Annotated in this window: 14 protein-coding genes; 13 read left to right on the top strand and 1 reads right to left on the bottom strand. The window is 70.7% G+C overall.

The window, feature by feature from the left end; all coding sequences use genetic code 11:
* Nucleotides 1-10: 10 nt before the first annotated feature.
* Together ACH4VO_RS25605 and ACH4VO_RS25600 are read left to right on the top strand one after the other, a co-directional pair.
* Nucleotides 11-670 (top strand): hypothetical protein, encoded by a 660-nt coding sequence (locus ACH4VO_RS25605; RefSeq protein ID WP_360997050.1) that lies wholly within the window; start codon nt 11-13, stop codon nt 668-670.
* Between the two features lie 281 nt (nt 671-951).
* Nucleotides 952-2472 (top strand): DUF6801 domain-containing protein, encoded by a 1521-nt coding sequence (locus tag ACH4VO_RS25600; protein WP_360997048.1) that lies wholly within the window; start codon nt 952-954, stop codon nt 2470-2472.
* 239 nt (nt 2473-2711) lie between these two features.
* On the opposite strand, the gene ACH4VO_RS25595 is transcribed toward ACH4VO_RS25600, so the two are convergent.
* Nucleotides 2712-4895: an Ig-like domain-containing protein gene (locus ACH4VO_RS25595; protein ID WP_360997046.1), complete on the bottom strand. Its 2184-nt coding sequence runs from the start codon at nt 4893-4895 to the stop codon at nt 2712-2714.
* Between the two features lie 1089 nt (nt 4896-5984).
* Between ACH4VO_RS25595 and ACH4VO_RS25590 the strand changes: the two genes are divergently transcribed.
* From ACH4VO_RS25590 to ACH4VO_RS25540, 11 genes are read left to right on the top strand one after another with little or no spacing between them, the layout of a single operon-like run.
* Nucleotides 5985-6974 (top strand): ATP-binding cassette domain-containing protein, encoded by a 990-nt coding sequence (locus ACH4VO_RS25590; protein WP_360997044.1) that lies wholly within the window; start codon nt 5985-5987, stop codon nt 6972-6974.
* Nucleotides 6971-7825, top strand: coding sequence for an ABC transporter permease (locus tag ACH4VO_RS25585; protein WP_360997042.1), 855 nt, complete (start codon nt 6971-6973; stop codon nt 7823-7825). Before ACH4VO_RS25590 ends, ACH4VO_RS25585 begins: the two co-directional genes overlap by 4 nt.
* Nucleotides 7826-7828: 3 nt before the next feature.
* The gene (locus tag ACH4VO_RS25580; protein WP_360997040.1) at nt 7829-8632 is read left to right on the top strand and encodes an ABC transporter permease; all 804 of its coding nucleotides are present in this window, start codon (nt 7829-7831) and stop codon (nt 8630-8632) included.
* Nucleotides 8632-9930: an MCE family protein gene (locus tag ACH4VO_RS25575; RefSeq protein ID WP_360997038.1), complete on the top strand. Its 1299-nt coding sequence runs from the start codon at nt 8632-8634 to the stop codon at nt 9928-9930. The genes ACH4VO_RS25580 and ACH4VO_RS25575 overlap by 1 nt, the downstream gene beginning before the upstream one ends.
* Nucleotides 9927-10958, top strand: coding sequence for an MCE family protein (locus tag ACH4VO_RS25570; protein ID WP_360997036.1), 1032 nt, complete (start codon nt 9927-9929; stop codon nt 10956-10958). The genes ACH4VO_RS25575 and ACH4VO_RS25570 overlap by 4 nt, the downstream gene beginning before the upstream one ends.
* The gene (locus tag ACH4VO_RS25565) at nt 10955-11971 is read left to right on the top strand and encodes an MCE family protein (protein WP_360997034.1); all 1017 of its coding nucleotides are present in this window, start codon (nt 10955-10957) and stop codon (nt 11969-11971) included. The genes ACH4VO_RS25570 and ACH4VO_RS25565 overlap by 4 nt, the downstream gene beginning before the upstream one ends.
* 1 nt (nt 11972) lies before the next feature.
* The gene (locus ACH4VO_RS25560; RefSeq protein WP_360997033.1) at nt 11973-13121 is read left to right on the top strand and encodes an MCE family protein; all 1149 of its coding nucleotides are present in this window, start codon (nt 11973-11975) and stop codon (nt 13119-13121) included.
* A complete protein-coding gene (locus tag ACH4VO_RS25555) occupies nt 13118-14311 on the top strand; it encodes an MCE family protein (protein WP_360997031.1) in 1194 nt (397 codons plus the stop codon). Before ACH4VO_RS25560 ends, ACH4VO_RS25555 begins: the two co-directional genes overlap by 4 nt.
* Nucleotides 14308-15540 carry an MlaD family protein gene (locus ACH4VO_RS25550; protein ID WP_360997029.1) on the top strand — a complete coding sequence of 411 codons (1233 nt, stop codon included), beginning with the start codon at nt 14308-14310 and terminating at the stop codon, nt 15538-15540. Before ACH4VO_RS25555 ends, ACH4VO_RS25550 begins: the two co-directional genes overlap by 4 nt.
* Nucleotides 15537-16058 (top strand): hypothetical protein, encoded by a 522-nt coding sequence (locus ACH4VO_RS25545; protein WP_360997028.1) that lies wholly within the window; start codon nt 15537-15539, stop codon nt 16056-16058. Before ACH4VO_RS25550 ends, ACH4VO_RS25545 begins: the two co-directional genes overlap by 4 nt.
* Nucleotides 16055-16672, top strand: coding sequence for a hypothetical protein (locus ACH4VO_RS25540; protein ID WP_360997026.1), 618 nt, complete (start codon nt 16055-16057; stop codon nt 16670-16672). Before ACH4VO_RS25545 ends, ACH4VO_RS25540 begins: the two co-directional genes overlap by 4 nt.
* Nucleotides 16673-16676 lie beyond the last annotated feature (4 nt).

The raw sequence follows: 16676 nt of genomic DNA, 5'->3' as shown, positions 1-16676 counted from the left end.
GGAGAAACACATGTCCAGGAAGACCCGCATTCTCACGGCGTTCGGCGCCGCAGCCGCCGCGGTCGCCATGGCCGCACCCACCGCGACGGCCGGCCCCACCGCCGCGTGGACCGTCACGCCGACCGGCAACTTCACCGGCACGGCCGGCGTGACGACGCTGACGGACAACATCGGCAACGCGATCAAGTGCACGACCGCGTCCGCCTCCGGCAACGCGCCCACGTCGCCCACCGCGGGGCCGCAGCTCGCGTCGATCACCGCCGCGGCGTTCAGCGGACCGTGCACCGGGCCGTTCAGCAGCACCTGGACGATCACCACCACGGTGCCCTGGAAGCTCAACGGCACCTCGTACGCCGCGGGTGGAGCCAACGGGACGGGTGTGACCACCGGGAACATCAGCACCATCGGTGCCACGGTCACCGGTACCAGCGTGCTGGGCGCCTGCACCTTCAAGGTGACCGGATCGGTGAACGCGAAGTACAACAACCCGTCCACCGGTGGGGCCAACGGCACGCTCGACGTCGCCCCCGCCGCGACCAGCCCGCTGCTGCTCACCATCGGCAGCAAGGTCGGCCCCGGATGCGGAATCGTCGGGGCGACGGCCACCTTCAAGGGCGTCTACACGATCAAGCACTCCTCCGGAGTCTCCCCGGTCATCAGCTACAGCTGATCCGGCGGGTCCTCCCGACCCGGCGGACGGCCCGGCCGCCACTCGGCAGCCGGGCCGTCCGCCCCCGCTCTACTCGACAACTGACGCCTTGCGCGGGGAAGTTGTCACTGATCGCCCACAGTCACGGACCCATGAGGAAGGCTGAGGGATCGCGTACGTCACCCGGTTCCCAAGAGGTGGGGCCCGCGCGTACCGTACCGCCGGGCAGGCCGGCCGGTGCGTCCCGGAACACAGCCGTCCCCGTCCCTGCCTGAGCGCCGCGTCCCGAAGGGAAGGACCACATGGCAGCCCGAGTACGCCGGACGATGCTTCACACCTCGAGGTTCGCCGCGGGCAGCCTGCTGATCGCCGCCGCGACCTTTCTGCCCGGTGCGCAATCGGCGGCGGACGTACCGGAGCTCGACGTGCCGGTCGACTACACCTGCCGGTTCCCTTCCGGCCCCTACGCGGTGACGGCCGTGCTCACGGGGAGGATCCCGGCCGACGGCTTCGCGGGCCGGCCGCTGCAGCCGCAGGACATCTCTCTCGCCCTGGACCTGCCGGCCCCGGCCGTGGCGGAACTGGCCGCACTCGGCGCCGGCTCGGTCTCCGCCCGGGCGGATCTCACGGTGGTGCACGCCATGGGTGAGGAGACCGCCACGGCGCACTGGTCGCAACTCTCCGCCTCCGCGCGGGACGTCGCCGGTCAGGAAGGGCTCACGCTCGACGCCGCGGGCCCCGTTCCCGCGGCCACGTTCGGTTCTGCGGGTACGGCGGTCCTGTCGGCCTCGGACCTGGCGCTCTCGCTGACTCCTCTCCGGGCGGACGGCTCCCCGACGGAGCCCGCCGTGGTCGAGGTCGCGTGCGGGCTGACGGACGGTGCGGACGGCAGGCTGGCCACGGTCGTCATCGGCGAGGCGCCGGGAGACGGGCAGGGACCGGCCCCCGAACCGGCCCCCGAACCGGCCCCGGAACCGGAACCGAGGCCGGAGAAGCCCAGGGACCCCGGGTCTCCCACGGAGCCCGTCACCGGGGCACCGCAGATCGAGGGGAAGCTGCCCCCCGGCACGAGGGAGAGGCTGGAGGCTGCCCGCAAGAAGGCGGAGACCCTCGCGGACGGCCCCGAGCCGTGCCCCTTCCCCCCGATCCCCCTCCCCACCCCCGCGGAGACGTACGTGGCGGGCTACACCAACGTCAGGAAGATGGACGGGGCGGCCCTCCTGGGGCCGGCGCGCCTCGACGTCACGTTGATGAAGGAGTACATCCCCGACCCGTGCACGAGCACCTTCAAGGTCCTGAGCGAGGCGGATTTCATGTACGAAGGACGTCGTCAGCTCCCCCCGGCGCAGGGCACGTTCCTCACCTACGGCTTCATGCCGACCACGGCGACGATGGAGCTGATCCAGGTCGGGGGACCGGCGCGGATCGAGTCGGTCAGCGTGACGAGTGACCCCACGATGCCCGAATACACGACGGTCACCGCCGAGTTCGATCTCAGGATCAGCGACGTCAAGGTCAACGGAGTCCCCCTCGACGTCGGGCCGAACTGCCGTACGGTCAAGAGGATCAAGCAGACCCTCCACGCCTTCGGGACGGGCAATCCACCCTCGGGTTACACCGTCAACCGCGGCGGGGCCATGGACGGGGAGACCTTCATACCGGCGTTCACGGATTGCGGTGCCGACGAAGACGTCTCCGCCCTGCTCACCTCGTCCATCTCCGGCGGCGGGAACTACATCAAGATGACCCAGGCGCCGCTCTGCGTCCTCAACGACACCAGCAGTGTGGACTGCCCGGCGAAGAAGCCCACGCCCGAGCGCTGACACGGCCGCGCCCGGCCGGCGGTCCCCGTTCCTCACCGCACGCGGCGCAGCCGGATGGTCTCGTCCTCTCCCGCGCCCGTATTCCCGTGTCGTCCCGTGCACGGATGGCCGTGCAGGAGCATCCGTCCGCCGTGCTTGACCGACCGGTGAGGGACCGGTGCGCGCGGGCCCCCGCCCCGGGCGCTGAGTGCCCGGGGCGGGGACGCCGGTGACGGGGTGCGGGGCGAGGTGGGGCCGGATCACGGGACGGGCGGAAAGTACACCGTGGTCAGAGGTGCCGTGCCCGAGGACGGGTTGTAGCAGGGCGTGCCCGGGAAGGACGCGGTGTAGGTGGCCGCGGTCACCGCCGTGGGCGGGACGGTGATCCGGGGCGGGGCGAGGGTGGCCACTCCGGAGGCATCGGTCACGGCAGTGCCCAGCGGGATCGGCCCGGTCAGCGCGTTGGCACGGAAGGTGACCGGCTGGCCGGCCACGGGCGCGCCGCCCGACGTCCTGAGGGTGGCGCTCATGGAGGGGATCACGAAGGTGCCGTTGAGGCGCAGCCGGATCTGCGCGGGGAGCACGGTGACGGTGGTGTTGACGGGGACGACCGCCACCTGGGCCGTACCGGACGAGCTGGTGAAGCAGTCGTCACCGTTGTAGGTGGCGGTGACGGTGCCCGAGGTGTGGAAGGCGGTGTCGAAACAGGCGCGGCCGTCGACCAGCGGGACCGGCTGGTTGAGCCCGCCGGGTCCGGTGAAGGTCACGGTGCCGGTGGGGGTGCCCGAGCCCGGGGCCACGGCGGCGACCTGCGCGCAGACGGTGACCTCCTGACCGCACACGGACGGGTTCGGGGCCACGGTCACCTGCACCGACGACGACGCCGGGTTCACGGATACCGGGGCGGTGCCCGATCCGCCCGTGAAACAGTCGTCCCCGCTGTAGGTGGCGGTGACGGTGCCCGAGGTGTGGAAGGCGGTGTCGAAACAGGCGCGGCCGTCGACGAGGGTGGCCTGCTGGTCGAGTCCGCCGGGTCCGGTGAAGGTCACGGTGCCGGTGGGGGTGCCCGAGCCCGGGGCCACGGCGGCGACCTGCGCGCAGACGGTGACTTCCTGACCGCACACGGACGGGCTCGGGTTCACGGTGACCGTGATGTCCGCGGACGCCGGGTTCACGGTCACCGGAGCCGTGCCGGATCCGCCCGCGAAGCAGTCGTCCCCGCTGTAGGCGGCGGTGAGCGGTCCCGACCGCAGCGACGTCGTCGTGACGCAGGCGCGGCCGTTGACGAGGGTGGCCTGCTGGTCGAGTCCGCCGGGTCCGGTGAAGGTCACGGTGCCGGTGGGGGTGCCCGAGCCCGGGGCCACGGCGGCGACCTGCGCGCAGACGGTGACTTCCTGACCGCACACGGACGGGCTCGGGTCCGCGGTCACCGTGACGTCCGCGGACGCCCGGTTCACGGTCAGGGTGAGCAGGTTGGAACTCGAGCTGGTGAAGCGGACATCGCCTTCGTAGCCGGCGACGACCTGGTGGGTGCCCACGCCCAGGTCGTCGACCACGATCCGGGCCTGCCCGGCGGCGTTCACCGTGGCGGTCGGCGCGGGGCCGTCGTCGCTGACGACGAACACCACCTGCCCGGTGGGCGTGCCGGTCGCCGGCGGCTCCGGGCTGACCTGTGCGGTCAGCGTGACCGGCTGACCGCAGACGGCTGGGTTCACGTCACTGGAAAGGGCGGTCGTGGTGGTTCCGACCTCGGTGAACGACGTCGTCCACTCGAACGTCGCACTGGCCCCGTCGGCGAGGTCGATCGGCCAGGCGATGCCGACGCCGTTGTCGACGTACTCCTCGCACCGGCAGGTGTTCGGGAAGGGGCCTTGCTGCCCGATCCGTTGCCAGATCTCGGTGTAGCGGTCCTCCATGTAGGTGTTGCCGGCGGTGCGTGGCAGCAGCATTTCGAGGCGGCCGCCCGGGCCGTTGACCGTACTGGCCGCAGGCGCGGTACCGATCACCCGTCCGTAGCCGGAGTCGGAGTTCGCGAGGACGGAGTCGCCGGCCCGGTAGACGAACCCGGTCTGCCGGGTGCCCGAGTTGTTCTGGACGGTGAGCGAGGAGTCGAAGTACTCGCGGCCGACGACGTAGCGGTCCGTCTGGATCAGGGTCACTCCGGACCCGGCGCCGACGACGGTCACGATCGTGTAGGGGTCCGACGCGGTGCCCGTGCCGCTCGGTCCGGACTGGGCGATGGGGGAGAAGGGGGTGCGCGGGCCCGTGTTGCCCGCCGGAAGGCTCGCCGGCCCGTAGAGGGTGCCGTTGACGGCCATGAACGTTCCGCTGGCGATGTCCCCGTACCACTCCCCGAGCACGTCACTCACGTGATTCACGGCGTTGTTCAGGAGGTCGGTGATCTCGATGCGGGTGAGGGGGCCTGACGAGGTGATGACTGCCATGGTGTGCTCCTGCGAGGTGGCGGGGGGCCGGCCGTCCTTCGGAGGCGGGCGGCGGAGGGCGAAGCGGATACGGCGCGGGTGGCCGAGAGGGGGCTTCGGGTCCATGGAAACCGCTCGTACGCAGATGCATAAGGCGCGAACAATCCCGGCTTGTGGTGCGAGTAATGAATATGCTCATCGCATATGGACTCCACTGCTTCCGTGCGGAGCCGTTGAGGCGGGAAGCGGAGTCGGGGCCGCTGGGACGCCTGTCACCCTCTGCATGGGAAGTGGGGCCCCCGCCGGGGGCGCTCTCGGCCGGCTCGCGCGCTGAAGCCGCTGTCGTGGTCGTCCGGGCCGTCCGTCCCCGGCCGACGACTGCCGCCGGGTACGGCCGCCGGATCGCGAAACGGACCGGAGTGCGATCTTCGCGCCTCTTCTCCCGCCCTGTTCTTTGCGTTCCGTCCGCCGCGCCCGCGTTATCCGCGCCCGGGATGCTCCCGGGCTTCTCCTCGCGCGGTGACAAACCCGCGCCCCCGGCCGTGGGTGGCCCGGTCCCGATTACTCACCTGTGGACAGAATTCGCCCGGGCTGTGCTCACCGGCGTACACATACCCGCGCCGGAGCGCACGTCCTCGCGGAATTATGTGTGAGCGGTATTGCGCAGTCAGGTTACTCACCCGTAGCGTCCCCGTTGAGCAGATCGGAAGCACGTCCTCATCTGCTTCTCCGGCGCACGTGAAGCACTGGTCGAGCCCGCTCGGACCGGGATTTCGCGGGGGGTTACTCCGGAATCCGACCTTCCGTCGGGGCCGGGTCCTCCCATCGCCGGGACCTCGTGGCTGCGCCCGTCCGAGCCGTGGGCCCCGGCACGCGCCGGAGTGCTTGCGCAGTGTGCGACAAACCCGCGGCCCCGTTTTGTCATCCGGTGACAAGCGGTCCGCCCAGAGATCGAAGACCGACGATTTCCGCTGTTCAACGGCTTGTCCTGGCGGTTTCGCCGGACATAGCGTGCGCCTCCCGGTGCACGTGTGACGAGTCGCCACCGGATACACCGGAGCCGGAGCGCCGACAGATGAGGTCTTTCACCACCCTTTCGAAGGAGGGCCGATGGGAATCGAAGTGGTCGTCGAAGGCCTGACGAAGTCCTTCGGCAAGCAGAACATCTGGCAGGACGTGAGTCTCACCCTGCCGGCGGGTGAGGTGAGTGTCATGCTCGGCCCCTCCGGCACCGGAAAGACCGTCTTCCTGAAATCCATCATCGGCCTGCTGAAACCGGAAAAGGGACGCGTTCTCATCAACGGCGTCGACATGGTCAACAGCCCCGAGCGGGAGATCATGGAGACCCGGAAGCTCTTCGGCCTGATGTTCCAGGACGGCGCCCTCTTCGGCTCGATGTCCCTCTTCGACAACATCGCCTTCCCCTTACGCGAGCACACCCGCAAGAAGGAATCCGAGATCCGGCGCATCGTCATGGAGCGCATCGACGTCGTCGGCCTGCTCGGCGCCGAGGAGAAACTTCCCGGGGAGATATCCGGCGGCATGCGCAAGCGCGCCGGCCTCGCCCGTGCCCTCGTCCTCGACCCGCAGATCATCCTCTGCGACGAACCGGACTCCGGACTCGACCCGGTCCGCACCGCCTACCTCTCGCAGCTGCTCATCGACCTCAACGCGCAGATCGACGCGACGATGCTCATCGTCACCCACAACCTCGACATCGCGGCCACCGTCCCCGACAACATGGGCATGCTGTTCTGCCGCAACCTCGTCACCTTCGGGCCCCGCGAGGTACTGCTCACCAGCGACACCCCCGTCGTCTCCCAGTTCCTAGCGGGGCGCCGCGAAGGCCCCATCGGCATGTCCGAGGAGAAGGACGCGGCCACCCTGGCCGCCGAGCGGACGACGGCCGGCGGACCGTACGCCGGGGCCGGGCCCCGCACCGTCGTACCGCAACTGGAGCCCTCGCCCGGCCTGCCCGTCCGGCAGGGCGCGCTGCGCCGCCGGGAGCGGGTCCTCGCCATGATGGGCCAGCTGCCGGAGGCCGCCCGTACGGCCATCCTGGACAGCTACACGCCGACCCCGGGCGGTGGGCACCGGTGACGGCCCCCCCGCCGGTCCGGCCGCCCGAACCGTCAGCCCCCCGGACACCGCCCGGACCGCCCGGCCCCGGGCGGAGAGCGCCCTCGCGGCTCCTCGCCCCGCTGCGGCAGACCGGCCAGCTGTTCGCACTCGCCATGGCCGTCGCCCGCGCCGTCTTCCGGCGGCCCTTCCAGGTGAGGGAGTTCATCGAGCAGTTCTGGTTCGTCGCCAGTGTCACCATCCTGCCCGCCGCCCTCGTCTCCATCCCGTTCGGCGCGGTCATCGCCCTCCAGGTGGGCTCCCTGACCGAGCAGCTCGGCGCCCAGTCCTTCACCGGCGGCGCCAGCGTCCTCGCCGTCATCCAGCAGGCCAGCCCGCTCATCGTGGCGCTGCTGATCGCCGGCGCGGCCGGCTCCGCCATCTGCGCCGACCTCGGCTCGCGCACGATCCGCGAAGAGCTCGACGCGATGGAGGTCATGGGCGTCTCGCCCGTCCAGCGCCTGGTCGTCCCGCGCGTGCTCGCCACCATGTTCGTCGCCGTCCTGCTCAACGGCCTGGTCTCCGTCGTCGGCACCCTCGGTGGCTACTTCTTCAACGTGATTCTGCAGGGCGGGACCCCCGGCGCCTACCTCGCCAGCTTCTCCGCCCTGGCCCAGCTGCCCGACCTGTACATCGGCGAACTCAAGGCGCTCGTCTTCGGTTTCATCGCCGGGATCGTCGCCGCCCACCGCGGGCTGAATCCGCGCGGCGGCCCGAAGGGCGTCGGCGACGCGGTCAACCAGTCCGTCGTCATCACCTTCATGCTGCTGTTCGCCGTCAACATGGTCCTCACGGCGATCTACCTGCAGATCGTCCCCCCGAAGGGGGGCTGAGCGATGTCGGTGCTCGGCTGGCTGGACCGCTCCGGCGAACAGCTCACCTTCTACGTACGCGCCCTCGTCTGGATCCCCAGGACCCTGCACCGCTACCTCAAGGAGGTGCAACGGTTGCTCGCCGAAGTCGCCTTCGGCAGCGGCGGTCTCGGGGTCGTCGGCGGCACCGTCGGCGTGATGATCGCGATGACGCTCGCCACCGGCTCGGTCGTCGGCCTGCAGGGCTACGCCGCCCTCGACCAGATCGGCACCTCCGCCTTCACCGGGTTCATCTCCGCCTACTTCAACACCCGCGAGATCGCCCCGCTCGTCGCCGGACTCGCCCTCTCCGCGACCGTCGGCGCCGGCTTCACCGCCCAGCTCGGCGCCATGCGGATCAACGAGGAGGTCGACGCCCTCGAGGCGATGGGGGTGCGGTCCATGCCCTACCTGGTCACCACCCGCATCATCGCCGGGGTCGTCGCGATCATCCCGCTGTACGCGATCGGCCTGCTCTCCTCCTACCTCGCCTCCCGGTACATCACCGTCCTGTTCAACGGGCAGTCCGCGGGCACCTACGACCACTACTTCACTCTCTTCCTCTCCCCGGACGACGTCCTCCTGTCGGTCCTCAAGGTGCTGATCTTCAGCGTGCTGGTGATCCTCGCCCACTGCTACCACGGCTTCCACGCCACCGGCGGTCCCGCTGGAGTGGGCGTGGCCGTGGGCCGGTCGGTGCGCAACGCCATCGTGCTCATCAGCGTCACCGACTTCTTCCTCTCGCTCGCCATCTGGGGTGCGACGACCACGGTGAAGGTGGCGGGCTGATGCACACCTCCAGGGCGCAGACCGTGCGCCGCAGACTCGCCGGACTGGCCTTCGTGCTCGTGCCCGCCCTGCTCGTCCGGATCTCGATCTCGGTGTACGAGAAGGATTTCGCCGACGAGGCCACCGTGACCGTACGCACCGGGAGCGTCGGCAACGAGATGCACGACAACGCGGACGTGAAACTGCGCGGTGTCGTGATCGGGCAGGTCCGCGACATCAGGTCCGACGGTGCGGGCGCCCGCCTCACCCTCGCCATCGACCCGGACCGGCTCGGGCAGATCCCGGCCGACGTCACCGCGCAGATGCTGCCCACCACCCTGTTCGGGGAACGCTTCGTCGCACTCGTGCCCCCGGCCGTGCCGTCCGTACGGATGCTGCGGGCGGGGGCGGTGATCCCGCAGGACCGCTCCAGCAACGCCATCGAGCTGGAGGAGGTCCTCGACAACGTCCTGCCGATGCTGACCGCCGTGAAGCCGGAGAAGCTCGCCGCCACCCTGGGAGCCGTCTCCCAGGCCCTCCGGGGCCGCGGCGACAAGCTCGGCGACACCCTGGTCGCCCTCGACGCCCACCTCAAGAAGTTCAACCCCCAACTCCCCACGCTCAACGCGGACATCAAGGAACTCGTCAAGGTGACCCACCTCTACGCCGACGCGGCCCCCGACGTCCTGGACGCGCTGACCGACTTCACCACCACCAGCGGCACGATCGCCGAGCAGCAGGCGGAGCTCGCGGACCTGTACGGCTCGACCACCGCGTCGGCCCAGGACGTCACCTCCTTCCTGCGGAAGAACAAGGACAACCTCATCCGGCTCTCCGCCACGGGCCGGCCGACGCTGGAACTCCTCGCGGAGTACTCCGACGCCTTCCCCTGCACCCTGCGCACCATGGCCGGTTTCGTCCCCGCCATGGACAAGGCGCTCGGCAAGGGCACCGACGAACCCGGATTCCACGTCACCGTCAAAGCCGTGGAATCCAAGGGCAGGTACGTCGCCGGGAAGGACACTCCGGTGTACGACGCGACCGGTGGCCCGCACTGCTACTCGGTGCCGTACGTCGGCAGGGCGGCGCCCACCGCCGACGCCCGTGCCGCCGGCGCCGCCCCCGCCCCGCAGGACGGGACGGCGCGGGAAGCTGCGGCCTCCGGCGACGGACTGGGCATGCCCAACTCCCCGCAGGAGAGCCGGCTCGTCAACGAACTCGTCGCCCCCTCACTGAACGTACGGCCGCAGACGCTGCCCGACTGGAGCAGCGTGCTCATCGGTCCGGCCTTCCGCGGTACGGAGGTGAAGCTCAGGTGAAGCGCCGCTCCCTCGCGGGTCCGCTCGCGAAGTCCCTCGTCTTCGTCGTGGTGACGGCCCTCGCCACCACCGTCCTGGCCCTGTCCATCGCCGGCACGGGGGTCGGTGACACCGACTCGTACAAGGCCAGGTTCGCCGACGCCACCGGACTCGTCGTCGGGGACAGCGTCCGGATCGCCGGCGTCGAGGTCGGTCAGGTCGAGTCCGTCGAGGTCGCCGACAGACGGGAGGCCGAGGTCGGCTTCGCCGTACGCAAGGGCCGGAGACTGCCCGCCTCGGTGACCGCGTCGATCAAATACCTCAACATGGTCGGCCAGCGCTACGTCGACCTCGACCGGGGCGCCGGGCCCGTCGGTGAGAGCTTCCGGCCGGGAGAGACCATCCCGCTCTCCCGGACGACACCCGCGCTCGATCTCACCCAGCTCTTCAACGGCTTCCAGCCGCTCTTCGAAGGGCTCTCCCCGCCGGACGTCAACCAGCTCGCCGGCTCCATCGTGCGGGTCCTCCAGGGCGAGGGCGGCACCGTCGACAGCATCCTCTCCCACGTCGGATCGCTGACCGGAACGGTCGCCGCCAAGGACAAGGTGATCGGTGAGGTGATCAAGAACCTCAACACGGTACTGAAGACCGTCAACGACCGCGAGGCGGGCTTCGACGACCTCGTGGACACCCTCCAGAAGCTCGTCACCGGCTTCTCGGGCGACCGTGAACCGCTCGGCGACGCGGTCACCGCCATGGGCGCGCTGACCACCGTCACCGCCGACCTCCTCCAGGACGGCCGGGCGCCGCTCAAGGAGGACATCGCGCAGCTCGGCCGCCTCACCGAGGGGCTCGACAGGAACGCGCCGGACATCGAGAACTTCCTGGAGAAGACCCCGGCCAAGATGGAGGCGATCACCCGCCTCACCTCCTACGGTTCGTGGCTCAACCTCTACCTCTGCGAAGCGAAGGTCAGGGGTGTGACGGCCGACGACGGCAGCGCCCCGCCCACCGGTATCACGATCAGCCGACCGAGGTGCCAGGCATGAGGATCAAGCCCGTACGGGAACGCAACCCCGTAGCCGTCGGCCTCGTCGGCCTCGTCGTCCTGGCCCTCGTCGGACTCGCCGCCTACCGGGCCGACGCCCTGCCCTTCGTCGGCGGCGGCACCACCTACAGCGCCGACTTCACCGAGTCCGCGGGACTCGGCACCGGCGACGAGGTGCGCATCGCCGGGGTGAAGGTCGGCGAGGTCACCGGAGTCGCCCTCGACGGCGCCGCGGTGAAGGTCGACTTCAGAGTGAAGGACGCCTGGATCGGCGACTCCTCCACCGTCGGCATCGCCATCAAGACCCTCCTGGGCGACAAGTACCTCGCCGTCGACCCGCTCGGCGACGCGCCCCAGGACCCCGGGTCCCGCATCGGCGCCGGCCGCACCACCTCCCCGTACGACGTCACCCAGGCGTTCAACGGGCTCGGCGAGACCATCGAGGAGATCGACACCGCCCAGCTCGCCCGGAGCTTCCGGACCATCTCCGACACGTTCAAGGACTCGCCCCCGGACGTACGCAGCGCCGCGAACGGGCTGTCCGCCCTGTCGAGGACGGTCTCCGAGCGGGACGCGCAGCTCGCCACCCTCCTCAAGGGCAGCAAGCAGCTCACCCGGACACTCGCCACCCGGAAGAGCAGCTTCGAGACCCTGCTCCAGGACGGCAACCTGCTCCTCGGCGAGATCCAGGCCCGCCGCGACTCCATCCACCTGCTCCTCACCGGGACACGGAACCTCGGCACCCAGCTCACCGGACTCGTCGCGGACAACAACAAGCAGCTGCGGCCCACCCTCGCCTCGCTCGGCCGGGTCACCACCGTGCTCGTCAAGAACCGCAAGAGCCTGGACAAGGTGCTCGCGCTGGCCGGCTCCTACAACCGGCTCGTCGGCAACACCCTCGGCAACGGCCGCTGGTTCGACACCTACGTCTGCGGAGTCGTCCCCAAGAACTACCTGCCCGCCGGCACGCCTCCGGCGAACGACTGCATGCCGCCGAAGCAGGGGGGCCACTGACATGAGACGCACACGCATCATCGGCATCGGGGCCGGGCTGGCCGTCGTGGCCGTCGCCGCGGCCTCCGGGGTGACGGCCATGGACCAGGACGGCACGACGGCCGTCACCGCCTACTTCGACCGGGCCACCGGGGTGTACGCCGGGTCGGACCTGCGGATCCTCGGTGTACGGGTCGGCACCGTCGAGTCCGTCGAACCGCGCGGCGAGGAGGTCAGGGTCACCCTGCGGCTCGAGGAGGGCGTCGACGTCCCCGCGGACGCGCACGCCGTCGTCGTCGCCCCCAGTCTCGTCGCCGACCGCTACGTCCAGCTCGCCCCGGCCTACACCGGGGGAGCGCGGCTCGAGGAGGGCGCCGTCCTGCCCGCCGCCGGCAACGCCACCCCCATCGAGGTCGACCAGCTGTACGAGTCGATCACGGAGCTCTCCACGGCGCTCGGCCCGGACGGAGCCAACGCCGACGGAGCACTCGCGGAACTCCTCGGCACCGGGGCCAAGAATCTCAAGGGCAACGGAGAAGCCATCGGAGACTCCATCGAGCAGTTCGGCAAGGCGACGAAGACACTCGACAGGAGCAGCGGCAACCTCTTCGACACGCTGTCCTACCTGCAGAGCTTCACCACGATGCTCAAGGACAACGACAGCGACGTGCGGGCGGCCGAGCAGCAGCTCAACTCCGTCACCGGCTTCCTCGCCGACGACAAGGAGAACCTCAGCGCCGCGCTGAAAGAGCTGGGCACGGCACTCGGCCAGGTGAAGGGCTTCATCCAGGAGAACCGGGGCGCCCTCAAGAAGAACGTCGACCTCCTGGTGCCGCTCACCCGGACCCTGGTCGACCAGCGTGCCTCGCTCGCCGAATCCCTCGACACGCTGCCCCTCACCGCAGGCAACGTACTCAACGCCTACAGCCCGGCGCACCGCACGCTCGACGGACGTACCGACCTCAACGAACTGTCCATGGGCGGACCACTCCTGGAGCCGGAGCCCGCATCCGGCGCCGCCGGCCTGGAAGGACTCGCCCCGGTGGACGCCGGTCGGCAGAAGTCACTGCCCGTGCTGCCGCTGCCGGCCGTGGGCACGGTCTTCGGCACCCCGGCGGACACCGGGGCCGGGAAGAAGTCCGGGACGGGCGAGAAGGAGGGGAACGGATGAGCCGCGCCCTGCGCAGGCCCGGAGCCCGCACCACCACGGGCCTCGCCGCCCTGGCCGCCGTGGGCGTCGGCCTGGCACTCGTCGTCACCGGCGTCGAACTGCCGTCCTTCCAGGGCATCGAACAGGTGCCGCTGCCCGGCGGCGCCGACCTCGGTGACCATCCGTACGAGATCACGGCCGAGTTCGGGGACGTCCTGAGCCTTGCTCCCCAGTCCTCCGTCAAGGTCAACGACGTGGCCGTGGGACGGGTCACCAGGATCTCCCTCACCCCGGGCGGCTGGACCGCGAAGGTCACCATGCGCGTCAACGGGGAGATCAGGATGCCCGCCAACGCCTACGCCCACCTCGAACAGTCGAGCCTCCTCGGCGAGAAGTTCGTCCAGCTCTCGCCGCCCGCCGACGGCACGGCCGAGGGCTCGCTGGCCGACGGCGACCGGATCCCGCTGGCGCGCACCAACCGCAACCCCGAGGTGGAGGAGGTCTTCGGGGCCCTGTCCATGCTCCTCAACGGCGGCGGCGTCGCCCAGCTGAAGACCATCACCACCGAGCTCAACACAGCGCTCGCCGGAAAGGAACCCCAGGTCCGCTCGATGCTGAGCCGCGTCGACACCCTCGTCACCGACCTGGACGGCCACAAGGAGGACATCACCCGGGCTCTCGACGGCGTCAACCGGCTGGCCACCACCCTCGCCACCCGCAAACAGGAGGTCGGCACCGTCCTCACCGGCCTCAGTCCCGGCCTCGAGGTCCTGGAGAAACAGCGCGGCTCCCTGCTCACCATGCTGCGCTCGCTCGACACCCTCTCCACCGTCGCCGTCGACACCGTCGAGCGGAGCAAGGCCGACATGATCGCCGACCTCAAGGCCATCGCCCCCACCCTCACCGCGCTCGCCGACTCCGGCGACGACCTCCCGGACTCCCTGCAGGTGCTGCTCACCTACCCGTTCACGGACGAGGTGCTCCGCGGTGTGAAGGGCGACTACCTCAACGTGTACCTCGACGTGACGTCCGTGCCGGGCACCCGGATCATCCCCGCCCTCACCCCCGGGCCCCCCACACCCACGTACCCCGGCGTCCAGCAGCAGTCCACCACCGCTCTGCCGCTGCCGCTCCCGCCGGTCACCGCCCCGGACCCCTCGAGGAAGCCGTCCTCCGGCACACCGTCCGACAAGGAGGGCACCCGCCGATGATCACCCCGGCCGTCCGTCTCAAGAACGTCGCCTTCCTCGTCATCGCGGTACTCGTCCTCGGCTACCTCGGTGTGCGCTATGCCGATCTCGGCCATTATGTGGGCCTGCGGAGCTACTACACCGTCACGGTGCAACTACCCCACACCGGAGGCCTTTTCACCCACTCCGACGTCACCTATCGGGGCGTCTCGGTCGGCAGGGTCGGGCCGATCGGACTCACCGACGACGGAGTGGAGGCCGAGCTGCGCATCGAGAACGACGCACCTCCCATCCCCGACAGCCTGCGGGCCGTCGTCGCCAGCCTCTCCGCGGTCGGCGAGCAGTACATCGACCTGCGGCCCACCCGCGCTGACGGCCCCTTCCTGGAGAACGGCTCGGTCATCGACCAGGCGGACACCACCATCCCCGCACCCGTCACCGACGTGCTCACGAGCGTCAACGACCTGACGGCCTCCGTCGACGCCGAGGCCCTGCGCACCGTCGTCGACGAACTCGGTGCGGCGTTCACCGGGCGCGGCGACGACCTGCAGGTCCTGCTCGACACCGGCAGCGACTTCGTCGACGCCGCCGACAAGGCGCTGCCGACCACCACGCGACTCCTGGCCGACGGTGAGACCGTCCTGCGCACCCAGGCCGAACAGGGCGCAGCGCTCAAGGGTTTCGCCTCCGGAGCCGAGGAACTGGCCGCCGAGCTCAAGGGATCGGACACCGACCTGCGCAGGCTCATCGCCGCCGCGCCCGGCGCGACGGAACAGATCAGCGGGCTGCTGCGCGACCTCGACCCGGCCTTCGGAATGGTGGTCGCCAACCTCCTCACCACCTCCGAGGTCGCCGTCACCCGGCAACGGGGCCTGGAGGAACTGCTGGTGAAGGTGCCGGCGGTCGCGGCGGCGGGCGCGAGCATCATCGACGGGGAGGGGAAGGCCCGCTTCGGGATGTCGGTGACCTTCTTCGCACCGCTGCCCTGCACCGCCGGGTACGGCTCCACCACCTACCGGCCCGGCACCGACCTCTCGCCCGCCCCCGCCACCGGCACCACGGCCCGGTGCGCCTCGCCGCCCGGCACGGGGATCAACGTCCGCGGCAGCGCGAACGCCCCGAAGGGCGGCCCCGTACCGGAGCCCGCGACCCCGGGATCCACGCTGCCCGGCACCGCGGGCAGCGCCACCGGCCGCGTCCCGGCGGCCGGCGGCATGGCCGGCCTGCTGGGCCTGGGAGGCAGCGCGTGAACGCCCGTACGAAGCAACTGACCGGCTGGGCCGCCCTCCTCACCGCCGCACTGGTCTGCGCGCTCGGCGGCTGGTCGTACGCACAGGCCCGTGGCGACGGCACGCTGTCGTACGCCGAGGCCCGTGACGCCGCGCTCGCGGACGGCAGACGCCACCTGGCCAGGCTGACCACCATGGACGGCAAGGACGCCGGGAGCGTGAAGGCGGGGCTGACCGCGTGGCTCGGCTCCTCGACCGGGGCGCTGCACGACCGCCTGGAGAGCACCCGGAAGCAGGACACCGCCGCTCTCACCGAGTCCGGCATCACGGCACGCGGCAAGGTCACCGACGCCGCGCTCACGGCGCTCGACGAGCGGGCCGGAACGGCGGCACTCATCGCGACCGTCGACGTCGCGGTCACCGGCCGCGGCGGCCGTGCCGGCACGGAGCGCAAACGCTTCGAGGCGACCCTCGCCCGGACCGGCGACGGCTGGAAGGTCAAGGCACTCGATGCTCTCCCGGTCGGAGGCGGCGCATGACCACGCAGCAGACCGGAGGGACGATGATGACGGCCACCGGGACCGGCACCGGCACCGAGGCGGCCCAAGCCACCGAGGGCAGGGCGACGGCCGGGGAGCCGGCGCCCCCCGGCCGCAGGCACCTGCTCCGCGTCCTCGCGACGGTGTCGGCACTCGTCCTTCTGGCCACGGGAGGCTTCCTCCTCTCCGAGGGGCAGCGGCTGCGCGACACCCCCGCCACAGCCAACCGCGCGCTGACCGACACGGAGGCGACCTCCCGGGTCACCGGGGACGTGAGCAGCGCGCTGGCCGACGTCTTCTCGTACAGCCCGCAGGACACCGCCGCCACCAAGGAGGCGGCGAAGCGGCTCCTGGCGGGGGAGGCCCTCCGGCAGTACGCGGCTCTGTTCGGCCAGGTCGAGAGGCAGGCCGCCGACCAGAAGCTCACACTCACCAGCCAGGCCGTGCGCGCCGGGGTCACCCGGCTCAGCGAGGACAGCGCTCACCTCCTCGTCTTCCTCGACCAGGTGTACGAGCGCGAGGGAAAGGCCGCCACCACCGCGGCGGCCCAGTTGTCCGTGACCGCCCGACTGCGGGGCGGCCACTGGAGAATCGTCGAGATCACCTCCAAGTAGGGAG

The sequence above is a fragment of the Streptomyces sp. NPDC020780 genome, from assembly GCF_044334475.1.
Taxonomy (GTDB): Bacteria; Actinomycetota; Actinomycetes; order Streptomycetales; family Streptomycetaceae; genus Streptomyces.
This window is presented reverse-complemented; position numbering and strand designations above follow the sequence as displayed.

Bases quoted from the DNA above. Each gene is read 5' to 3' on its own strand.
- ACH4VO_RS25605 (WP_360997050.1), top strand. From the start codon at position 11: ATGTCCAGGAAGACCCGCATTCTCACGGCGTTCGGCGCCGCAGCCGCC.
- ACH4VO_RS25600 (WP_360997048.1), top strand. From the start codon at position 952: ATGGCAGCCCGAGTACGCCGGACGATGCTTCACACCTCGAGGTTCGCC.
- ACH4VO_RS25595 (WP_360997046.1), bottom strand. From the start codon at position 4,895: ATGGCAGTCATCACCTCGTCAGGCCCCCTCACCCGCATCGAGATCACC.
- ACH4VO_RS25590 (WP_360997044.1), top strand. From the start codon at position 5,985: ATGGGAATCGAAGTGGTCGTCGAAGGCCTGACGAAGTCCTTCGGCAAG.
- ACH4VO_RS25580 (WP_360997040.1), top strand. From the start codon at position 7,829: ATGTCGGTGCTCGGCTGGCTGGACCGCTCCGGCGAACAGCTCACCTTC.
- ACH4VO_RS25575 (WP_360997038.1), top strand. From the start codon at position 8,632: ATGCACACCTCCAGGGCGCAGACCGTGCGCCGCAGACTCGCCGGACTG.
- ACH4VO_RS25565 (WP_360997034.1), top strand. From the start codon at position 10,955: ATGAGGATCAAGCCCGTACGGGAACGCAACCCCGTAGCCGTCGGCCTC.
- ACH4VO_RS25560 (WP_360997033.1), top strand. From the start codon at position 11,973: ATGAGACGCACACGCATCATCGGCATCGGGGCCGGGCTGGCCGTCGTG.
- ACH4VO_RS25555 (WP_360997031.1), top strand. From the start codon at position 13,118: ATGAGCCGCGCCCTGCGCAGGCCCGGAGCCCGCACCACCACGGGCCTC.
- ACH4VO_RS25550 (WP_360997029.1), top strand. From the start codon at position 14,308: ATGATCACCCCGGCCGTCCGTCTCAAGAACGTCGCCTTCCTCGTCATC.
- ACH4VO_RS25540 (WP_360997026.1), top strand. From the start codon at position 16,055: ATGACCACGCAGCAGACCGGAGGGACGATGATGACGGCCACCGGGACC.